This window comes from Pseudonocardia petroleophila, from assembly GCF_014235185.1.
Taxonomy (GTDB): Bacteria; Actinomycetota; Actinomycetes; order Mycobacteriales; family Pseudonocardiaceae; genus Pseudonocardia; species Pseudonocardia petroleophila.
Map to the genome: position 1 here is coordinate 6,207,556 of NZ_CP060131.1, position 19,735 is coordinate 6,227,290.

Consider the following 19,735-nt stretch of genomic DNA (forward strand, 5'->3'; position numbering starts at 1 on the left):
CCGAGTGTTCAACGATACGGTGGAGGGGGTGACCACTCCCGTGCCCCTGCCCTTCCGCCCCGACGACGACGAGGGGATCGGCGCCCCGCTCGCGCGCTTCCTCGCCGCCCGCCCGACCCCGCCGCGGGTGCTCGCGCTCGGCGAGCCGACGCACGGCGTCGGGTCGTTCCCGCGGATGCGCAACGCGGCCCTGCGCTACCTGGTGGAGCACGCCGGCTTCCGGTCGGTCGCGCTCGAGAGCGACGCGCCGGCCGGGCTGGCCGTCGACGCGTGGGTCCGCGGCGGCCCCGGTGACCTCGACGACCTGCTGGCCACCGGCTTCTCCCACGGCTTCGGCGCCTACGCGGCCAACCGGGAGCTGCTGGTCTGGCTGCGCGGGCACAACCGCGACCGCGCCGACCCGGTGCGCTTCCACGGGTTCGACGCCCCGCTGGAGATGACGCACGCCCAGAGCCCCCGCACCGCGCTGCTCGCCCTGCACGCCCACCTCTCCGCGGTGATCGAGCCGCCGTGCACCGCCGCGGGGATCGAGGAGCTGACCGGTCCCGACGCCCGGTGGACCGAGCCCGCGGCGGCGACGGACCCGTCCCGGTCGGTCGGGTCGACGCCCGAGGTCACCGCCCTGCGGCTGCTCGCCGACGACCTGCGCACCCTGCTGCACGCCCACGCCCCCGCGCTGGTGGCCGCCACCTCGCCGGACGCCTGGTGGACCGCCCGCCTGCACGCGCGCACCGCCGCCGGGCTGCTGCGCTACCACGCCACGATGGCCGACCCCGGTCCCGCGCGGTTCGCCCGGATGATGCAGATGCGCGACGCGATGATGGCCGAGAACCTGCTCGCGGTCGTCGAGCGGGACGGCCCGACGCTGGCGTTCGCCCACAACGGGCACCTGCAGTACGACCAGGGCAGCTGGGCCGGCCTGCGGTGGTGGAGCGCCGGGGCGATCGCGGCCGCAGAACTGGGGGCGGGCTACGCTGTCCTCGTCTCCGCTCTGGGCCGCGGCCCCGGCGTCGGCGACCCGCCGCCCGGCACCCCGGAGGCCGTACTCGCCGCGCTCCCCGCCGGCCGGCTGATCGCGGACCCGGCGGTGCTGCACGGGACCGCGAAGCGCACGGACATCCCACCGCGGCGGGGCTGCTTCCCGCTCGATCCCGCCCATCCCGAGGGGAGCGACGGGATCGTCTTCGTCCGGGACGCCTACTGAGCGCTGCGCCCGTAGAACAGCTCCTGGGTGAGGGTGTTCATCCGGTCGTCCGGAGGTGCGGAGTAGGCGAGCACGGCGTTGATGCGCAGGCGGTCCCCCGCCACCGGCGTGACGCGGTGCAGCGAGTACCGTCCCTGGAACAGGCTCAGCGTGCCGGGCTCGTTCGGCAGCGTGATCCGTCCGGGCCGCTCGTCGGCCAGCGCGGCCCGCACGCCGTCCGGGTTCTCGTCGTCGGCGGTGCGCAGGAGGTGGTGGTACTCGTAGGCCCCGCCCGCGGTGCCCGGCTGCAGCATGATCGTCACGGCGAACGGGGCGCGGTCGAAGTGCCACCCCAGCTCGTCACCGGCGTCGAACACCATCAGCGACGCGGCGCCCAGCGGGTCGGCGAACCGGTGCAGCTGCTCCGGACCGAGCACCCGGGCGAGGAACCCGGTGAGGGCGTCGGAGGTGTAGGCGACGCGCAGCGGGGAGTCGTCGTCGACGAGGTCCCAGGCGATCGCCGACTTGGCCGAGTGCTGCAGCAGCGACGCCACGCCGTCGTCGGTGACCGGCTCGAAGTAGACGTTGTGCGTGCCGTCGGTGCGGTGCGCGCTCCCCCGCTTCCCGAGCGCCTCGTCGACCAGCCGCCGCACCGCGTCGGGCCGCAGGAACCCGGGCAGCTGGCAGGCCCCCTCGAACGCCAGCGCGGCCCGGCAGAACTCGACCAGCGCCCGGCCGCGGGGGCTCTCGGGCCGGTCGATCGGGTAGCGGTCGAGGTCGAGGACCTGCGCGAGGGCCGGGCGGGCGGGTGCGGCCGTCATGACGTGCTCCTTCGGTGTCGTCCGGGCGGCGGGCCCGCGCGGTGTCAGCGCAACGCGGCGTTCGCGACGTCCTGGGCCTGCTGCAGCCCGTCGGCGAGGGGGACGCGGCCGGAGAAGACGTCGTTGAGGACCCCCTCGTTGGCCGTGGTGGCCGCGCCGTACTTCGGCCCGAACGGGGCGTCGATGGTGGGGTCGCCGCCGTCGGTGCCGAACGGGGCGGTGTCGACGCCGCGCGAGGTCCAGTAGTCGTAGTAGCCCTGCTGGGCGTCGAGGACGGCGGGCAGGGCGGCGCCGCGGGCCCCGACCGCCACCGCCCCCTCCGGGGATCCGAGCCAGCGCAGCACGCGCAGGATCTGCTCGCGCCTCGGGCTGTCGGCGTTGCCCGCGGCGATGATGCTGTTGACCACGCTGACGCGTCCGGCCGGGCCAGCGGGCAGCGGGGCGATGCCCCACTCGAACTCCGCGCCGTCGTCGACGTTCTGCAGGTTGTAGGTGCCCGACTCGAACAGCGCCATCCGGCCCTGCAGGAACTGGTCGCGGCTGAAGTCGGGGTTGGTGTTGGTGTCGGCGGCCGACGGGGCCACCCGGTAGCGGTTGATCAGGTCGACGAGGTAGCCGAACGCCTGCGCGGTGGCCGGCTCGGTGTAGACGAACGTGGCGTCCTCGGCCTGGATGCGGCCGCCGTTGGAGCCGACGAAGTTGTAGTAGATGCCCTGCAGGTCGCGGGCGGCGTTGTGGCCGTACTGAGCGATGGCCCCCGCGTCGAAGGCGGGGTCGGTGGCGTCGCGGCCGGACGTGTCGAGCGTCAGGCGCCGGGCGGCGGCGAGGAAGGTGTCGGCCGCCGGGTCGGTCGGGTTCCAGGTCAGGTTCGCCGGGTCGACGCCGGCGGCCTCGACCATCGCCTTGTTGTAGTAGAGGACGATCCGCCCGTCGGTCAGGACCGGCACGCCGCACACGACGCCGTTGCGGGTGTACTGCTCCACCGCGGCCGGGGTCCAGCCCGGCACCTGGTCGCCGAGCTCGGTGCCGACGTCGATCAGCTTGCCCGCGTCGGCCAGCGCGCCGTAGTTGAGCGCGTTGACCCAGTAGACGTCGGTGGCCGTCCCGCTCGCGACGTCGAGGGGCAGCGAGGTGAAGTAGTCGGCGAACGCGACGCGGGTGAACTCCACCCGGATGTCGGGGTTCCGCCGCGAGAACTCGTCGAACGACTCGCGGTAGGCCGCCTCCACGTCCTCGTCCCACAGCCGGAGGGTCACCGTGGTCACGCCGTCGGGCGCCGGCCCGTCGCTCGGGGAGGCGGGCGAGCAGGCGGTCAGGGCCAGCGCGGCGACCGAGAGCTGCAGCGCGGTACGCCGGTCGAAGGTGGTCATGGTCTCCCCCTCACCGGAACCCGGTGATCGTGATGGATCGGACGACGGTGCGCTGGACCGCGAGGAACAGCACCAGCAGCGGGACGATCGCGATCGTCGTGGCGGCCATGACGATCGTCCAGTTGCCGTTGTACTGGGTCTGCAGCGCCGACGTGGCCACCGTCAGCACCTGCCAGGTGGGCCCGGAGGTGATCACCAGCGGCCACAGGAAGTTGTTCCAGTGCGTCACCACGGTGATCACGACGAGCGTCGCGACGATCGGCCGGCTCATCGGCAGGACGATGCTGAACAGGATCCGCAGCGTGCCCGCACCGTCGAGCTTGGCGGCGTCGAGCAGGTCCGACGGGATGCCGCGGAAGTACTCGCGCAACAGGAAGATCGCGTACGGCGAGCCGAACACCTGCGGCAGCACCAGCGCCCAGAACGTGTTGCGCAGACCGGCCTCGGTCATCATCAGGTAGAGCGGGATGATCGTGACGGCCTGCGGCACCATCAGCGTCGCGAGGTACACCCAGAACAGGGTGTCGCGGCCCCGGAAGCGCAGCCGGGCGAACGCGTAGGCGGCGAAGATCGAGAACAGCAGCTGACCCACCAGGATCACGGCGACGACCTGCACGGTCACCGCGATCGGCGTCGTGAAGTCGTACTGCTCCCCGAACAGCGCGACGAAGTTGTCGGCGACGGGCGGCGCGGGCGGGGCCAGCACCGACTGCGCGGCGAACTGCCGCGGGGTCTTCAGCGCCGTCGACAGGCTGAGCACGAACGGCGCGAGCACCAGCACCGCCCCGACGACGAGCACCACGTACGTGGCCCAGGTCGCGACACCACCGCGGCCCCTCACGTCGACAGGTCGTAGGTCGTGCGGCGGGCGAACCACCGCTGCTGCACCAGCGTCACCGTCACCAGGATGACGAACAGCACCAGCGCCATCACCGCGGCCTGCCCGACGGCCCGGTTCTCGAACGCCTCGTAGTAGATCCGCCCCGCCACGACGTCGGTGACGCCCTGCGGGCCGCCGTTGGGGGTGAGCGCGTAGACGGAGTCGAACACCTGGAAGCTCGAGATCACGCCCGTGACCAGCACGAAGAACGTGGTCGGGCGCAGCAGCGGCAGGGTCACCCGCCAGAACGTCTGCCGGCGGTTCGCGCCGTCGAGCCGGGCGGCCTCGAGCACCGTCGACGGGATCGCGCGCAGCCCCGCGACGAAGAACAGCGCGACGTAGCCCGCCTGGGTCCACACCGTGACCGCGGCGACCGACGGCAGCGCCAGCGCCGGGTCGGCCAGCCACTCGATCCGGGTGCCCAGGACGGCGTTGAGCGCGCCGTCGGTGGGCGCGAGCACCCAGCGCCACACCACCCCGAGCACCAGCGGCGCACAGATCCACGGCAGCAGGTAGATCACCCGGAACGCCGCCGAGCCCGGCAGGTCCCGGTGCAGCAGCAGTGCCGCTCCCAGCCCGAGCACGGTCTGCAACGGGATGACGATGACGACGAACAGGGCCGTGACCAGCAGCGACCGGGCGAACCGGCCGTCGGCGGCCACCGAGGTGACGTTGTCGAGGCCGACGAACGTGCGCGGCCCGATCAGGTCCCAGCTCTGCATCCCCAGCCAGGCGACGACCATCACCGGCACCACCAGGAACGCCACCACGCCGAAGAGGCTGGGGGCCAGCAGCGCCCACGCCACTCTGGCCTCACCGTTCTGCCGTGCCATCCGCCCCCGCCGACGCCGGTCCGTCCGCAGCGCGGGAGGACTCCGTGGAGTGCATCCCATGGTCAACCGGGGGCGTTGTCAAGCGGTACCGCAGACCGCTCAGATCCGGTAGGTGCGGATCTTCGCGTAGAGGGCGGTGCGGGAGATCCCGAGCTCCCGGGCGGCGGCGGACTTGTTGCCGTCGTGCTCGCGCAGGACCGCGGCGACGACCGACGCCTCGGAGCGCTCGATCGGCGTCAGCGCCCGGCGCTCGACGGCGGCGCGGACCTCGGGGGGCAGCGCGGCGAGGGCGACCGTCGGTCCGTCGGCGTCGCGGGCGAGGTCGCGCACGACCCGGGTGAGCTCGGCGAGGTTGCCGGGCCAGTGGTAGCGGCGCAGCGCGGCGAACGCCTCGGCGGCGAAGACCCGCCCGCCGCCGTGCCGGGCCAGCTCGGCCCGGGCGATCGCCACGACCGCGTCGGGCCTGCGCCGCAGCGGCGGCAGCCGCACGGACCCCGCGCCCAGCCGGTCGATCAGCCGCATCGTCTGCGGTGCGGCCGGATCGCCGTCCGTCGCGGCGGCGGTCAGACCGACGGCCGGGCGCGGGCAGGCGGCGGCGAGGACCGCGGTGACCGCCGCCGACGCGGTGGCGTCGAGCAGGTCGACGTGGAGCAGCACCACCGGTGCGTCACCGGCGAGCACGGTCCGCAGCCGGTCGAACCACGCGGCGGGATCAACGTGGTGGATGGCCGCGTCGAGCAGCTGCGGGTCGTCGCCGAGCGCCTCCGCGAGCACGGAGCGCCGGCCCGAGCCGGGCTCGCCGAGCACGACCACCGGTCCGTCGGCGGCGAGTCGCCGGGCGCGCGCGGCCGCGGCGTCCCACTCGTCCCCGGCCGGCACCGCGACCGGGCGGCGCGCCGGCTGCGGCCGCGCGGGCAGGTCGGCCACGGTGACCACCGCACCGGCCGGTGCGCCCGCGTCCCGCACGATCCGGACCTGCGCGTTCAGGTCGGTCGGGAGCCCGATGCGCACGTCCTCGCCCGCCCCGCGCAGGGCGCGGATCTCGTCCCACAGGTCGAGACGGTCCAGGCCCAGGTCGGCGGCCTGCGGGTTGGCGATGATCAGCCCGTCGCCGACGACGGCCACGGGCCCGCCCACCCGCCGCTGCTCGTCGAGGAACGCGGACAGGAGGTGCTGCTCCCGCGCCGTGGCCGAGTCGTACAGGGCGACCTGGATCTCGTCGACGAGCTTGCGCACCACCACCGAGAGCAGCGAGTTGGTGTCGGCCGCGCGGCAGGTGACGTTGACGGCACCGACGACGCGGCGGGTCACCGGGTGCCGCACCGGCGCCGCGACGCAGGTGACGTCGTGGAACCGGTGGACGAAGTGCTCGGACCCGCGGACGACCGTCAGCCCCCCGGTCTCGAGCGCGGTGCCGAGACCGTTGGTGCCGACGAACTCCTCGTTGAAGCAGAACCCCTCCACGACCGACAGGTCGTCGAGCGTGGTGCGGAGCATCGGCTCGGAGACCCACCTCCACACCACGCTGCCGGACGCGTCGGACAGCGCCAGGCACGAGCTGTCGCCGACCAGCAGGTCGGCCATCCCGGCCATGATCGGGACGGCGACGCGGGCGAAGTGGCTGTCGAGATCGGTCTCGAGGTACGGGACGTCGACGTACTCGGGATCCACGCCGCTGATCCGGGACCGCCGCCAGGACGTCAGCACCTCCGCGCGCACGTCCCGGGGCTCCTCGCCCGCCTGGAAGAGTTCCCAGGTGTCCACCGTCCCCATCGACGCCCCCTCGCTCCGCACCCCATCCTGACCCGCCGCGCCCGGCGGATCCAGGGGTCGGATCCCGCGTCAGCCCTGCGCCGACTTCTCCTGCTCGTACTTCCTCGTCATGTGGTCGACGGCGTCGAGCTGGGTCTGCGCGTGGGCCGTCCGGGTGGCGGACGCCCGGTCCTTCGCCGCCACGGTGCTGGCCGCCTGGCCCTGGAACTCGGGGAAGACGTTCTGGGCGATGAGCTCGTAGGAGCGCCTGGTGGCCTCCGGGTTGGCCCACTCGTGCCCGAGCAGCAGGAACGCGCCGAAGCCGCCGGACTGGTCGGCGAGCTTCTGCACCTGCGCCTTCGCGTCCTCGACGGTGCCGATGGCACCGATGCCGGCCTCGTTGATGAAGTCGATCATCTCCTTGACGTCGCCGCCCGCGACCGCCATCTGCGGGAACGCCGCGACCTTCTGGAAGTACTGGAACCAGTGCTCGATGCCGTACTCCACCTCGCGGTAGGCCTGCTCCCTGGTCTCGGCGATGTGCATCAGCCCGACCAGGCGCCAGCCGGAGCGGTCCGGCGTCGGACGTCCGTAGTGCCGGGCCCGCTCCTCCACGACGCTCCAGTGGTGCGCCAGCGCGTCGAACCCGTCCTGGGTCAGGGTGGCGCCGATCGACAGGAGCCCGGTGCCGAAGCGGCCGGCGAGGCGGGGGCCCGTGGGGGACGCGACCGCGGCCACGGTGATGTCGAAGCAGGGGTCGCTGTAGGGGCGCAGCTGGAGCTGGGCGTCGACGAGGTTGTGGGTCTTCGTCTGCTTCGTGACGCTCTCCCCCGCGAGCAGCCGCGTGATGATGTCGAGGTTGTCCTCCATCAGCTCGCGGGTGTCGGTCGGGTTCAGCCCGATCATCGCCGAGTCGGTCGGCAGGGAACCCGGCCCGCACCCGAGCATCGTGCGCCCGCGCGTGAGGTGGTCGAGCAGCACCATGCGGTCCGCCACCCACAGCGGGTTGTGGTAGGCGACGGAGGTGACCCCGGTGCCCAGCTTGATGTGGCGGGTCCGCTCGGCCGCCGCGGCCATGAAGATCTCCGGCGAGGCGATGATCTCGCTGCCCGCCGAGTGGTGCTCCCCGATCCAGGCCTCGTCGTAGCCGAGCTGGTCGAGGTGCTCGACCAGCTGCAGGTCGCGCTGCAGCGCGAGGGTCGGGTTCTGGCCGGGCTTGTGGAAGGGCGCCAGGAAGGTGCCGAAACGCAGACGACTCACGGGGACTCCTGCAACTCGATCGGCGGCCGCGGTCCCGACCGCTCTGTCGGAGCCGTCAGCATGACCCGCGCCGCGCCCGCCGGAGTGTGCGGAAAGTGGACACCCGCCGGCCGGCCCTCACGCCCAACGGCGGCGCGACCGGGCGCCCCAGTACTCCTGCGCCGTCCCGCCCACCGCGGCGATCTCCGCGCCCACCCCGTCCGGGACCACCACCTCGACGGCCGCGAGGTTGCTGGCCAGGTGCGCGGGATCGACGGCGCCGGAGAGCACCCGGCCCGCCCACGGCTGCGCCAGTGCCGCCGCCACCGCCAGCCGGTCGACCGGGACGCCGAGCTCCGCGGCCACCGCCTCGGCGCGCCGCACCCCGGGCGAGCCGTCACCGCCGCCCGGGGCGAGCAGCCCGTTCGCCACCGCCTCCTTGACGATCACCCGTGCGCCCGCCCGCGCGGCGTCGGCGAGCGCCGGGCCCGCCGACTGCTCCAGCAGGTTCCACGTCGACTGCACCGAGGTGAACAGCGGCTCCCCGTCCACCTGCACCTCCAGCGCCCGGCGCACCGCGTCGCCCTGCGCCGGACCGGACGTCGAGACGCCCACCCGCACGCCGCGGTCGCGCAGCCCGGCCATCGCCCGGTGCACGGCGACGTCGTCGAGGACTCCGGTGTCGAGCGTCGCCGAGTGCACGTGGTAGATCCGCAGCCGGTCGCCCAGCAGGTCCAGCGTCTGCGCCGACTGCTCCGCGAACGCCGCCGCCGAGTGGTCCTTCACCTCGTGCACCTCGGCGTCGACCCGCCACCCCCCGACGTAGCGGTAGCCCCACTTCGACCCGACCTCCACGTCCCCCGTGCCGGGCCGCGCCGCCAGCCAGCCGGCGACGAACTCCTCCGACCGCCCGTAGGAGCGTGCGACGTCGACGTAGCGGATCCCGGCCGCGTGGGCGGCGTCGAGGAGGGCCCACGTCCGGGCCCGCAGGTCGTCGACGCTCCGGTCGGGACCGAGGTCGCGGGCGCGGCCGGAGGTGAGGTAGGCGGGGCGGGCCACGGCGGCGAGGCCGATGCCGAGGCGCGGGTGCGTCGAGTCGTCCACGGCACCAGCGTGCCCCAGGGGCGTCCGGCGCCGTGGCCTACCGCTCCCGCTCGTCGTCCTCCTCGTACTCCCCCTCGTCCTCCTCTTCTTCGCCGTCTTCTCTTTCGCCGTCTTCTTCTTCGTCCTCGGCCTCGTCGTCCTCGTACTCCTCGTCGTCCTCTTCCTCGGACTCGTCCTCGTCCTCGGAGGCGTCCTCGCCGGAGTCGTCGTCCCCGCCGGCCACGAGCTCCTCCACCTGCCACGCCGTGACGATGGCGTCGAGCACCTCGGTCTCGTCCTCGTCCTCCCCGTCCCCGGCCTCCACGACCTGCCGCAGCTGCCCCAGCAGGCTGCCCAGGACGTCGGTCGGGACGTGCTCGGCGAACAGGACGATCGTCTCCCCCACGAGGTCCTCCCCGTCGTCGCCGTCGTAGAGCTTCTGCGCCTTGCGCAGCAGCTTCTCCGGCGACATCGACGACTCCAGCGAGTCCAGCACCGGCTGCAGGAGCAGGGCGGCCTCGGCCAGCTCGGCGTCCTCGACCTCCCCGTCCGCCGACGCCACCGCCACGAACAGCAGCGCCATCCGCCGCTCGAACGCGACGTCGCCCATCGCGTCGACCAGCTCGCCGTAGGTCTCGTCGTCCATCTCGGCCAGGAAGGTGCCGGGCTCGGTGAGCACCGACTCCTCCTCGCCCCAGCCGGCCTCCTCGTCGAGCACCTCGACCTGGCGGATGATCCAGGAGTCGCCGCCGTTCTGCGCCGGGTCCATGAGGTAGGCGTAGGGCATGTAGCAGTAGCCCCGGTCGCCCCAGTCCGCTCCCCAGGAGTTGCGGACGATGAACACCTGGTCGACGTCGGAGTAGCCGACGCAGAGCATCGCGTGCCCGCCGTGTTGGGCGAGCTCCGCCTCCCGCGGCGTCGGCATCGGGACCAGCCCGGGCCTGCGGTGCTGGTAGAACGAGTCGTAGAGGCTGATCCCGAAGATGATCGGGTAGCCCTCGGCGAGCGCCGACCTCCAGGCGTCCAGGTCGGTCGGCACCAGCTGCACGTCCTCGACGAGGAACGACTCGGCCTCGGTGTAGGCCTCCGCCGCGGGCTCCTCGTCGACCACGTCGGTGTCGAACGGCCACGACGTCTCCGCGCAGGCCCCGTACCGGCGCAGGCCGTCGATGACGTCGACGAGGACCGCGCCCTCGTCGCTGACCTCCTCCTCGCCGGACCCGGTCCGGGCGTTGTAGTAGATGAACAGGCGGCTGACGTCGTAGGCGTCGTCGCCCAGGTGCCGCTTCATCAGGTACTCGTACGCGCCCGCGGTGGCGTTGGCCGTGCAGGTGTTGGTCTGGCCCTGGTCCTCGACCTCGGTCATCCACTCCCGCAGGTCGACCTTGGGCGGCAGGCCGCTCGCGGACCTGCGGCCGGCGAAGCGCTTCGCGTCGGCGGGCGGCTCCTGCCGGCGGTACCCGCTCAGGACCCGCAGGGCCCCTTCCGCGTTCTCCAGCACGTACTGGGCGATCGACATCGGTGGTGCCCTGTTCTCGTCGGGTGGGTGGGGCCACCAACGAGGACGCGCAGCAACGACCTGGCGCCACGATCGTGACCGGCATCACAGGTCCGGGTGTCGGCGCATCGGCTGGTTCGCCGGCGGGAGTGGGGCGGGTGGGGTTCGAACCCACGACCTGACGGGTTATGAGTCCGCTGCTCTGACCAGCTGAGCTACCGCCCCTCGGGGCGCGAGGCTAGCGGATCCCGACACGGCCGGGTCCCATCCACCTGCCGTACCGGCCCGTCACGGACGAAGGCCCCGGCCCGTCCAGGTGGAGGTCGCCGGGGCCTTGCCCGCATCCGATCGTCAGAGCGCGTTCAGCCAGGCGATCCGCTCGGACGAGAAGCGGAACGTCGGGTCGAACAGCACGACGTACTGGCCCGACGGGCTGCCCTGCGGAGCATCGAAGCAGACGTCGCCGGAGGCGGTACCGCCCGGCGCGATCTCGCCGCTGCTCAGCAGGTTGGTGCTGCCCGTGAACCCGGTGTTGAGGATCGTGCCGTTGGGGTCCTGCAACTTCCAGTCGATGAGACTGAACGGCGCCGCCCCGTCACCACCGTTGTTGTAGATCACCGAGGTGCACAGCGTCTCGCCGAGAGTGGAGCCCCCCTCGGTCAACGCGGTGGCCGAGAGCGACAGACCGTCGGACTCGACGGTCGCGCCCGCCTCGGCGACGAGGTCATCTGCCGTCGCTCCCGGGAACGCAGGCGGGGCGCTCGGGTCCTGGGCTGCCGCGTTCCCACCCGGCGTGGTGGTCGATCCGCCACCACCGCCGTTGGCCACGGAGATGATGACGATCAGCAGGATGGTCGCCAGCGGAACGATGAAGCGCTTCTTCTTGTACCAGGGCCGCTGCGCCTTCCGGTACGCCTTCTCCGCGGAAGCCTGTGCCCTGGCTTCTCGCGGGCTGCCGTACCCGGGCTGTGGCTCCGGGCCTCGTGGCTGCGACATGTGTCCCCCTACAGCTCTGCGTGATCCGGTCGGCCACGCATCAGAGCGACCCCTGCCGAGCGCTGTACGCAACGCAGTGGATCGCTGGCGGAGCGTAGCGTGACCCGTGCCACACCCTGCGCTCGGTCCCTCGAACGAGTGATCACCAAGTCACCCAGGGTGGGACCTCCCTCAGGTCGTCCACCCGGCGGCGAGGGCGGCCGCCGCGTCGCGCCGCCCCTGCTCCGCCTGGGCCCGGGCGTAGGCCTCGCGGAACAGCACGAGGCTCAGCAGCTCGTCGCGGCCGCCGCCGTCACCGAGGGAGTCGAGGAGGCGGCCGATCGCCCAGTACGGGTCCCACGGCCCGGCCGGGGCGAACGAGTCCGCCGCCAGCGCGGCCAGCTCGCCGTCCGCGGGCGCCACGACCAGGTGCGGGACGACCCGGTGCCCGGGCCTGCGGTTCTTGCGGCGCAGCGTGTTCACGTCGTCGGCGAGGCCGTCGGCGAGGATCGCCCGGACCGACATCGCCGCCGTCGACGCCAGGTCCGGTGCGCGGAACGGCGGTGCCGCCGGCAGCACCGGGGGCGGGTCGACGGAGTGGCCGGAGACCACCACGAGCCGGTCGACGCCCAGGTCGACGGCCGGGCGCAGCGGCGCGTTGAGCCGCACACCGCCGTCGACGTACCAGCCCGCGCCGACCGCGGGCTCGTCGAGCAGGACGGGCGGGAACATGCCCGGGATCGCGGCCGAGGCGAGCAGGTGGTCCAGGCGCAGCGCGACCGGCACGACGTCGACGGCGAAGGCCGGCGGCGGCACCGCGCCCTGGACGAACAGCCGCGACCGGGCCGCCGACCGCGCGGGCGGGCAGACCGTGGCGGCGACCGCCACCGACTCGACGGCCCCGCTCGCGAGGTTCGCCGCCACCCGGTCGGGCCGGAACAGCTCGCCGGCGCGGGTGCGCAGCGGGGTGACGTCGAGCAGGGCGCCCGGGGCGCCGACGACGCCCAGCCCGGCCAGCCGCGCGACGACGGCGGCGGCGGGGCCGGGGGTGCACAGCGGGTTGCGGAAGACGTCGCCGAACCCGATCCAGGTCTCCTCGACGAGCCGCCCCGCGTCGTCGGGCGGGAGGTCGGCGCACTGCGCGACCAGCGCGGCGGTGATCCCGCCCGAACTGGTGCCGAGCAGGACCTGCGGACGCCTGCCCTGCTCGGCGAGCGCCGGGAGGAGCACGGCCAGTGCGCCCGCCTGGTACGGACCGCGCGCGGCCGCGCCGGACAGCACCAGGCCGACCCGTTCGGTCATCGGTGTCCCTTTCGACGCCAACCGGTGGAACGCTCTTGCCACCGGCCCTCTGATCGGGCGATCATTTCTGAGCACCGTCCGAAGTACATCGGTCACGGAGCGTCAGTACGCCTCGACGTTCAAGGAGACGACCATGCCGGTCAACGATGATGCCAGCGGTGACTACGGGTACGACCTCGCCCATGAGATGAAGGCGGTGCTCAACCTGCCGGTCAGCCGGCGGCGCACCCCCGTCTCCGGCCGGATGGCGGGCCGCGAGCTCGACCTCGACGGCGGCGACTTCGGCTACGACCAGGCGCACGAGTACTGATCCGCCTGGCACGATGGGTGGATGACTTCGACCTCGACCCGTAGTGGTCTGGACCTGCAGTGGGTCGACTCGGGCACCCGTCCGCAGGACGACCTGTTCTCGCACGTCAACGGCCGCTGGCTCGCCACGCACGAGATCCCCGACGACCGCGCGCAGGACGGCGCCTTCCGCGTCCTGCGCGACAACGCTGAGGACGACGTCCGCGCGATCGTCGAGGAGGCGGGGTCCGGCCCCGTCGCCGATCTCTACGCGTCGTTCATGGACGTCGAGCGGATCGAGGCGGCGGGCGTCGCCCCGCTGACCCCCCTGCTCGACGAGGTGACGGCCGCCACCGACCGTGCCGCGCTCGCCGCCGTGCTCGGCCGGCGGCAGCGGGAGGGCCGGGCCGCGCTGTTCGGCGCGTTCGTCTCCACGGACGCGAAGGACTCCACGCGCTACCTGGTGCACCTGTCGCAGTCCGGGCTCGGACTGCCCGACGAGTCGTACTACCGCGAGGACTCCTCGGCCGAGATCCGCACCGAGTACGTCGCCCACCTGCGCCGCCTCTGCGCGCTCGTCGGGCTGCCCGACCACGCCGACACGGTGATGGAGCTGGAGACGGCCCTGGCCGCCGAGTCGTGGGACCGCGTCACCAACCGCGACGCCGAGAAGACCTACACGCTCATGACGCTGGCGCAGCTGCGCGAGTCGGCCCCGGAGTTCGACTGGGAGCCGTTCCTCACCGCGCTGGGCGCCCCGGACGGCGCGTTCGACGAGGTCGTCGTGCGGCAGCCGAGCTTCGTCACCGCCGCCGCGGCGCTGTGGGCGTCCCGGCCGCTCGAGCAGTGGCAGGCCTGGCTGGCCGTGCACACCGCGTCGGCCTGCGCGGAGTTCCTCAACGAGGACGTCGTGCAGGAGGACTTCGCGTTCCACGGCCGCACCCTGTCGGGCACGCCGACGCTGCGGGAGCGGTGGAAGCGCGGCGTGGCGCTGGTGGAGAGCGCGCTGGGCGAGGAGGTCGGCAAGCTCTACGTCGAGCGGCACTTCCCGGCGTCGTCGAAGGAGCGGATGGTCGAGCTCGTCGCTAACCTCGTCGAGGCGTACCGGCAGTCGATCTCCTCGCTCGACTGGATGAGCCCGGAGACGCGGCAGCGCGCGCTCGACAAGCTGGAGCGCTTCACGCCCAAGATCGGCTACCCGGACGTGTGGAAGGACTACTCCTCCCTCGTCGTGCGGCCGGACGACCTGCTGGGCAACGTCGCGCGCGCCGGCGAGTGGTTCACCGACTTCCAGCTCGCGAAGATCGGCCAGCCGGTCGACCACGACGAGTGGTTGATGACCCCGCAGACCGTCAACGCCTACTACCACCCGCGGATGAACGAGATCGTCTTCCCGGCCGCGATCCTGCAGCCGCCGTTCTTCGACCCCGAGGCCGACGACGCGGCCAACTACGGCGGGATCGGCGCCGTCATCGGCCACGAGATCGGCCACGGCTTCGACGACCAGGGCTCGAAGTACGACGGCGACGGCAACATGACCGACTGGTGGACCGAGGCCGACCGCGCCGAGTTCGACCGCCGCTCGGCCGCCCTGATCGCGCAGTACGACGCCCTGTCGCCGGCCGGGCTGCCCGACCACAAGGTCAACGGGTCGCTCACCGTCGGTGAGAACATCGGCGACCTCGGCGGCCTCACCATCGCGCTCAAGGCGTACGCGATCGCCACCGCCGACGAGGAGCCGCCCGTCCTCGACGACCTCACCGGCGTGCAGCGCGTCCTGTTCGGCTGGGCGCAGGTGTGGCGGGCCGTCACCCGGGACGCGGAGGCGATCCGCCGGCTGGCGCTCGACCCGCACTCCCCGCCGGACCTGCGGTGCAACGCCGTCGTCACCAACCTCGACGCGTTCCACGAGGCGTTCGACGTGCAGGAGTCCGACGCCCTGTTCACCCCGCCCGACCAGCGGGTCCGCATCTGGTGACGACGCCGCGGGTGATCAGTGGTCGGCGTCGCCCTCCCCGCCGATGACGCCCGCCGTGACGTCGGGGAGGCCCGCGAACCAGTAGGCCTGCGGGTCGTCCTCGACCAGCCAGGACGGGCGGGCGTGCTCGGAGCCCTGCCCGCGGCCGACCCCGGCCGCGGGCAGGAACGGTGTCGCGCCGGGTGTCGACCGTCCCGCTGCCGGGCCGCCCGGGGTCCCCGTGCGCGGGGACGCCGCGGACGGCGGCTCCGCCGGGACGCCCCGGGGGCCGGCGGCTCCGCCCTCGGGCGGGGTCCGGCCGGTCCACGGCGTACCCGGCACCCAGCCGGTCCCGGTGCCCGCCGCGTCCCGGGGGCCGGCTGCGGCGCGGGCGGACGGGTCGGGGCCGGGGAGGGCGGCGTCGGGGAGGGCGGCGTCGGGACGGGCGCCGCCGTACAGGGCCGCGGTCGACGTGCGCGGCGGGCCGCCCACCCCGGATCCGGCGCGCGGGCCGACCGCCCCCGCCCCACCCGCGCCGGGGCGCCCGGATCCCGCGGGCCCGGACCCGCCCGGCCCGGACACACCGCCCGCTCCCGACGCACCGGGACCGACCGGCGTGGCGGTGCCGAGCAGTCCGGCACCGCCCGCGCCGGGACCGCCCGCTCCCCCACCGCCTGCTCCGGGACCGCCCGCTCCGGGCACCCCGGAGCCACCGGCCCCGGCCGACCCCGACCCGCCGGGCGCCGCCGGGCTGCCGGCACCGGCGCCCACCGGAACGTCCGCTCCCCCCGCGGGCAGGCCTGCGGCGACGGCGGTGCCGGGCGATCCGGGGCCCGCTCCCCCGCCGGCGGACAACGCGGCGCCGCCCGCGCCCGGGGCGGCGACGACCGGCGGCTCGAACGGCTGGAACGTGCGCCCGAGCGACCAGTTCGTGTTCGACTCGTACCGCTGCGCCGCCTCCACCGCGAGCACCCGCAGCTGCTCGACCTGCTGATCCCGCACCGCCGCCTGCGCCACGTTCCGCGGCGGGGACGCGTCGTCGGGCTGCAGCGCGCGCATGTCGTCGGCCACCCGGCCGTAGTAGGCGGCGCCGTCGTCGAGCGCGCCGACCGCGATCCGCGCCTGTCCCGCCCCGAGCTCCCCGACCGCCGCGACGCGCTCGACGTAGCGCCGCGACGCCTCCGCCGCCTCCCCCTCGTGCGCGCCCTGGGCCGCGGTCATCGCCACGCGCAGGTCCTCGGCGGCCCGCTGCAGCGTCTCGGCCAGCTGCCGGTAGCGGTCGGCCGCCGCCCCCATCCCGTCGATGCCCGGACCGGCCAGCACCGGGTCGCGCAGCGCGGCGAGCGGGAACTGCTCGAACGGCACGGCGGTCTGCGTGTACGGCTCGGCCATCGTGGTCCTCAGGTCAGCGGCGGGAGGTTGGAGAGGATGAACTCGCCCATGCGGCGGGGGATGTCGCAGGGGTCGGGGAGGGGCCGGTTCGCCCCGTTCGCCTGGATCCCGATCCCTTGGTGGTCAGCGATGCCGATGGCGAGGGTGCAGCTGTTGTCGGCGAAGTAGTCCGCGCGCACCGCCGGATGGCCCGCAACCTCGGTGGGTTCGAAGCGCTCCACCACATCGCGCGTGTTGTAGATGATGTCCAGCGCCGCGAGTGTCGAATCGGTGTTGATCTCAAGACCGACGGGGTTGGTCGCATCAGTGGCCGAGGTCCACGCGCACGTCTGGACGACTGCGTCGCCTGCTCCTGTGGCGCTGTCCGGTAGCAGATCGAGCTGCCTGAGCTGATCGTCGGTGAGCAGATCGCACGGCGGAATGCCGCGAGCATCCTTGGGTTCCGGGACAGATGGCGCGAACATCGGAGGCGCGCCCTGATCGGGGGCCATCGCAGCGGCAGGTGCGGTGGCCGCACCGTCCGATCTCGGCGGAGTCCGTTCAGGCGCCGTCGTCGTGCAGGCAACAGTCGCGATCACGCAGAGGACAGCGAACAGGAACAGACGGCTCATGCCAGCAATCCGGAGTTCGAGGTTTCCACCGACCGGTATGCGTCCAGCTGATCCTGCAGTGCGTCACGCGTCGCCTCGATCTGGGCGGCCCAGGCCTGCAGGAACCCCTCCGCGCGCCGGGACATCTCGGCGCCGTTGGCTGCGAGATTGAGACTGACCTCGTCGTTCCCAGGAGCATCGAACCGGAATCCGTTGGAAGTCACCACCTGCATCCGCAGCTCGTTCGTGATCCTCGTCAGCTCCGCGATGCACGCCTCCGCCCGCTCCGGATCCACGACGAACCCACCGGCCCGGCCCCCACCCTCGACCGGGGCCGCCAACCGGGAGCGGGCCCAGGTCACGGCGGCGTGGCCGAGGTCCGCCTCGTCGGTACTGCCCCCACCGTCGTCCGCCACGCCAGCAGGATGCCAGCCGGGCCCGCCTCCCGGGCCCGAACAGGGAAAGAGCCGGGCACCCCGTACGGGGTGCCCGGCTCGACGGCGGGTGGGATCAGGCGGTGAGGGCGTGGACGCGCTTGCGGGCGTCCTTGGCCGCGCCCTCGGCCTGGTGCGCGATCTCGGAGCCGACGGCGCTGGCGCGGGCGGCGAGCTCGTGGCCGAGCGAGCTGGCCTGCGAGGTGACCTGGTCGAGGACGACGGGCCCCCGCTTCTCCAGCTCCTTGCGCTTCTTCGCGGCCTGCTTGGCGAGCTGCTTGCGCTGCTTCGCGGTGCGCTTGAGCAGCTCGGCGCGGCGCTTCTCGCCGGCCTTCTGCAGCTCGGCGCCGCGCTTCTCGGCGACCTTCTGCAGCTCGGCGCCGCGCTTCTCGGCCTTCTTGGCGGCACGGGCGGCGCGGACCGAGAGGTCCTGCCCGACCTCGGACGCGCGGGCGGAGGCCTCGCTGCCCGCGGCGGAGAGCTGGGTGCCGGCCTTCTGCGCGAAGGACGAGACGGCGGCACCGGCGCCGGGCGCGGCACCGACGAGGCCCGCGGCGACGCCGCCGAGCGCGCCGGTCGCGTCGTGGGCGACCGAGCTGACGCGCTCGCCGATGCCCGGGCCGGAGGTCTGGGTGAGGTCGAGGACCGCAGCCTGGGCGCGGCGGGCCGCGCGCTTGCCGCGGTAGGCCACCGACGGCTTGCCGTGGGTGTCGGCCGCGGCGATGAGCAGGCCACCGAGCAGGCCGACGTTCTTGAAGAAGTGGATCTGCTGCTCCGCCTTCTTCGCCTCGTCGGTCTCCTCCCAGAACCGGTGACCGGCCAGGGTGGTGGGGATCAGGGACGCGGCGAGGGCGGTGGAGGCCAGGCGCGGGAACTTGCCCAGTGCGAGCATCGACCCGGCGACGATCTTGACGCCGGCGTCGATCTTGATCAGCAGCTCGTCGTCGGGGCGCTGGTCGATCGGCGCCACCTCGACGGCCTTGTCCACGGCCGGGGCGACGGCGTCGAGAACGGGCCGGGCCGCCTCGACGTGGCCCTGGGGCGCCTTGAGCGCGTTGATGCCGCCCTGGATGAACAGAGCAGCGAGCATGGGTCGGGCGACTCGTCGAAGGAGCATGTCGGGCAGTTCCCCATCCTGGGTCGGGCGAAACACCGGCGGTGCCATCATTCCGGTGTGAGCAGACAGCGGGCGATCGGGCTGGACGTCGGAGGCACCAAGATCGCGGGCGGTGTCGTGGACGCCGACGGCACCGTACTGACCGAGCTCGTGGAGCCCACACCGGAGGACTCCGACGCCGAGGCGGTGCTCGCGGTGCTGCTGGACATCGTCGAACGGCTGCGCGCGAAGCACGACGACGTGGCGGCGATCGGGGTCGGCGCGGCCGGGATCGTGGAGTGGCCGCAGGGGCGGATGCTGTGGGCGCCGAACAACGCCTACCGCGACTGGCCGGTGCGCGAGCAGCTGGAGGCCGCCACCGGGCTGCCCGCCGTCATCGACAACGACGCCAACGTCGCCGCGCTCGCGGAGGCGCGGCTGGGCCCGCGCCCCTACCGCCACCTCGTGCTGATCACCGTCGGCACCGGGATCGGCGGCGGGCTGGTGCAGGACGGGCGGATCTACCGGGGCCCGACCGGGCGCGGCGCCGAGCTGGGCCACATCGTCCTCAACCCCGACGGCCCCGTCTGCGGCTGCGGCAACCACGGCTGCTTCGAGGCCTACGCGTCCGGCACGGCGCTCACCCGGATGGGTCGCGAGGCCGCCGCCGACGACCCCGACGGGCTGATCGCGCGGCTCGGGGCGGAGCGGGGCGAGGTCACCGGCCAGACGGTGACGGCTGCGGCCGGGCAGGGCGACCCGACCGCCCTGGACCTGTTCGGGCGGCTGGGCCGCTGGCTCGGTGTCGGCATCGCCTCGCTGGCCAACATCTTCGAGCTGGAGGTGGTCGTCGTCGGCGGCGGGCTCGTCAGCACCGGCGACCTGCTGCTGGCCCCGGCGCGGCGCGCCGCCCGCGAGTTCGCCTACGCCCGGGAGGCCCGGGCGACCGCGCCGATCGTCGCGGCGACGTTCGGCGGCGACGCCGGGATGGTCGGCGCCGCGCTGCTCGCCCTCGACGAGGGCCGTACCTCGGTAGGGTGAG

At 73.7% G+C, this 19,735-nt stretch carries 18 protein-coding genes and 1 tRNA gene; 4 read left to right on the plus strand and 15 right to left on the minus strand.

Features of this window, described 5'->3' with window-relative positions:
* Positions 1–28 precede the first annotated feature (28 nt).
* Positions 29–1,204, plus strand: coding sequence for an erythromycin esterase family protein (locus H6H00_RS30360; protein WP_255425451.1), 1,176 nt, complete (start codon positions 29–31; stop codon positions 1,202–1,204).
* On the opposite strand, the gene H6H00_RS30365 is transcribed toward H6H00_RS30360, so the two are convergent.
* From H6H00_RS30365 to H6H00_RS30415, 11 genes are all read right to left on the minus strand, one after another.
* Positions 1,198–2,004 carry a HalD/BesD family halogenase gene (locus H6H00_RS30365; protein WP_185719041.1) on the minus strand — a complete coding sequence of 269 codons (807 nt, stop codon included), beginning with the start codon at positions 2,002–2,004 and terminating at the stop codon, positions 1,198–1,200. The genes H6H00_RS30360 and H6H00_RS30365 overlap by 7 nt on opposite strands.
* A gap of 44 nt (positions 2,005–2,048) precedes the next feature.
* Positions 2,049–3,374: an ABC transporter substrate-binding protein gene (locus tag H6H00_RS30370; protein ID WP_185719042.1), complete on the minus strand. Its 1,326-nt coding sequence runs from the start codon at positions 3,372–3,374 to the stop codon at positions 2,049–2,051.
* Between the two features lie 10 nt (positions 3,375–3,384).
* Positions 3,385–4,215, minus strand: coding sequence for a carbohydrate ABC transporter permease (locus H6H00_RS30375; RefSeq protein ID WP_185719043.1), 831 nt, complete (start codon positions 4,213–4,215; stop codon positions 3,385–3,387).
* Positions 4,212–5,060 carry a carbohydrate ABC transporter permease gene (locus tag H6H00_RS30380; protein ID WP_255425452.1) on the minus strand — a complete coding sequence of 283 codons (849 nt, stop codon included), beginning with the start codon at positions 5,058–5,060 and terminating at the stop codon, positions 4,212–4,214. Before H6H00_RS30380 ends, H6H00_RS30375 begins: the two co-directional genes overlap by 4 nt.
* A 126-nt stretch (positions 5,061–5,186) precedes the next feature.
* Positions 5,187–6,860, minus strand: a complete 1,674-nt coding sequence (locus H6H00_RS30385) for a sigma-54-dependent Fis family transcriptional regulator (protein WP_185719045.1) — start codon at positions 6,858–6,860, stop codon at positions 5,187–5,189.
* Between the two features lie 69 nt (positions 6,861–6,929).
* Positions 6,930–8,099 carry an LLM class flavin-dependent oxidoreductase gene (locus tag H6H00_RS30390; RefSeq protein WP_185719046.1) on the minus strand — a complete coding sequence of 390 codons (1,170 nt, stop codon included), beginning with the start codon at positions 8,097–8,099 and terminating at the stop codon, positions 6,930–6,932.
* Between the two features lie 117 nt (positions 8,100–8,216).
* On the minus strand, positions 8,217–9,182 hold the full coding sequence (locus H6H00_RS30395; protein WP_185719047.1) for an aldo/keto reductase: 966 nt from the start codon (positions 9,180–9,182) through the stop codon (positions 8,217–8,219).
* 37 nt (positions 9,183–9,219) lie between these two features.
* Positions 9,220–10,680 carry a C1 family peptidase gene (locus H6H00_RS30400; RefSeq protein ID WP_185719048.1) on the minus strand — a complete coding sequence of 487 codons (1,461 nt, stop codon included), beginning with the start codon at positions 10,678–10,680 and terminating at the stop codon, positions 9,220–9,222.
* Positions 10,681–10,809: 129 nt separating this feature from the next.
* A tRNA-Ile gene (locus H6H00_RS30405) sits at positions 10,810–10,884 on the minus strand.
* Positions 10,885–11,010: 126 nt separating this feature from the next.
* Positions 11,011–11,655: a DUF4352 domain-containing protein gene (locus H6H00_RS30410; protein ID WP_185719049.1), complete on the minus strand. Its 645-nt coding sequence runs from the start codon at positions 11,653–11,655 to the stop codon at positions 11,011–11,013.
* 171 nt (positions 11,656–11,826) lie between these two features.
* Positions 11,827–12,936 carry a patatin-like phospholipase family protein gene (locus tag H6H00_RS30415; protein WP_185719050.1) on the minus strand — a complete coding sequence of 370 codons (1,110 nt, stop codon included), beginning with the start codon at positions 12,934–12,936 and terminating at the stop codon, positions 11,827–11,829.
* Between the two features lie 133 nt (positions 12,937–13,069).
* Here H6H00_RS30415 and H6H00_RS30420 point away from each other — a divergent pair, with 133 nt between their 5' ends.
* On the plus strand, positions 13,070–13,246 hold the full coding sequence (locus H6H00_RS30420) for a hypothetical protein (RefSeq protein ID WP_185719051.1): 177 nt from the start codon (positions 13,070–13,072) through the stop codon (positions 13,244–13,246).
* Positions 13,247–13,267: 21 nt separating this feature from the next.
* Entirely contained in the window at positions 13,268–15,202 is a 1,935-nt protein-coding gene (locus H6H00_RS30425; RefSeq protein WP_185719052.1) for a M13 family metallopeptidase, read from the plus strand.
* A gap of 15 nt (positions 15,203–15,217) precedes the next feature.
* Here the strand turns inward: H6H00_RS30425 and H6H00_RS30430 are convergent, their stop codons facing one another.
* The 4 genes from H6H00_RS30430 to H6H00_RS30445 form a co-directional block, all read right to left on the minus strand.
* Entirely contained in the window at positions 15,218–16,573 is a 1,356-nt protein-coding gene (locus H6H00_RS30430; RefSeq protein WP_185719053.1) for a hypothetical protein, read from the minus strand.
* Positions 16,574–16,581: 8 nt separating this feature from the next.
* Positions 16,582–17,184 carry a DUF3558 domain-containing protein gene (locus tag H6H00_RS30435; protein ID WP_185719054.1) on the minus strand — a complete coding sequence of 201 codons (603 nt, stop codon included), beginning with the start codon at positions 17,182–17,184 and terminating at the stop codon, positions 16,582–16,584.
* Positions 17,181–17,579 carry a PE domain-containing protein gene (locus H6H00_RS30440; RefSeq protein WP_185719055.1) on the minus strand — a complete coding sequence of 133 codons (399 nt, stop codon included), beginning with the start codon at positions 17,577–17,579 and terminating at the stop codon, positions 17,181–17,183. The genes H6H00_RS30435 and H6H00_RS30440 overlap by 4 nt, the downstream gene beginning before the upstream one ends.
* Before the next feature lie 94 nt (positions 17,580–17,673).
* Positions 17,674–18,687 (minus strand): DoxX family protein, encoded by a 1,014-nt coding sequence (locus H6H00_RS30445; protein ID WP_185719056.1) that lies wholly within the window; start codon positions 18,685–18,687, stop codon positions 17,674–17,676.
* Positions 18,688–18,771: 84 nt separating this feature from the next.
* Between H6H00_RS30445 and H6H00_RS30450 the strand changes: the two genes are divergently transcribed.
* Entirely contained in the window at positions 18,772–19,734 is a 963-nt protein-coding gene (locus H6H00_RS30450) for an ROK family protein (RefSeq protein WP_185719057.1), read from the plus strand.
* Position 19,735 lies beyond the last annotated feature (1 nt).

What these genes read in the sequence shown, in the direction of transcription:
- H6H00_RS30425 (WP_185719052.1), top strand. Translation starts at nt 13,268, where the DNA reads ATGACTTCGACCTCGACCCGTAGTGGTCTGGACCTGCAGTGGGTCGAC.
- H6H00_RS30435 (WP_185719054.1), bottom strand. Translation starts at nt 17,184, where the DNA reads ATGAGCCGTCTGTTCCTGTTCGCTGTCCTCTGCGTGATCGCGACTGTT.
- H6H00_RS30420 (WP_185719051.1), top strand. Translation starts at nt 13,070, where the DNA reads ATGCCGGTCAACGATGATGCCAGCGGTGACTACGGGTACGACCTCGCC.
- H6H00_RS30365 (WP_185719041.1), bottom strand. Translation starts at nt 2,004, where the DNA reads ATGACGGCCGCACCCGCCCGCCCGGCCCTCGCGCAGGTCCTCGACCTC.
- H6H00_RS30430 (WP_185719053.1), bottom strand. Translation starts at nt 16,573, where the DNA reads ATGGCCGAGCCGTACACGCAGACCGCCGTGCCGTTCGAGCAGTTCCCG.
- H6H00_RS30415 (WP_185719050.1), bottom strand. Translation starts at nt 12,936, where the DNA reads ATGACCGAACGGGTCGGCCTGGTGCTGTCCGGCGCGGCCGCGCGCGGT.
- H6H00_RS30400 (WP_185719048.1), bottom strand. Translation starts at nt 10,680, where the DNA reads ATGTCGATCGCCCAGTACGTGCTGGAGAACGCGGAAGGGGCCCTGCGG.
- H6H00_RS30385 (WP_185719045.1), bottom strand. Translation starts at nt 6,860, where the DNA reads ATGGGGACGGTGGACACCTGGGAACTCTTCCAGGCGGGCGAGGAGCCC.
- H6H00_RS30445 (WP_185719056.1), bottom strand. Translation starts at nt 18,687, where the DNA reads ATGCTCGCTGCTCTGTTCATCCAGGGCGGCATCAACGCGCTCAAGGCG.
- H6H00_RS30410 (WP_185719049.1), bottom strand. Translation starts at nt 11,655, where the DNA reads ATGTCGCAGCCACGAGGCCCGGAGCCACAGCCCGGGTACGGCAGCCCG.
- H6H00_RS30370 (WP_185719042.1), bottom strand. Translation starts at nt 3,374, where the DNA reads ATGACCACCTTCGACCGGCGTACCGCGCTGCAGCTCTCGGTCGCCGCG.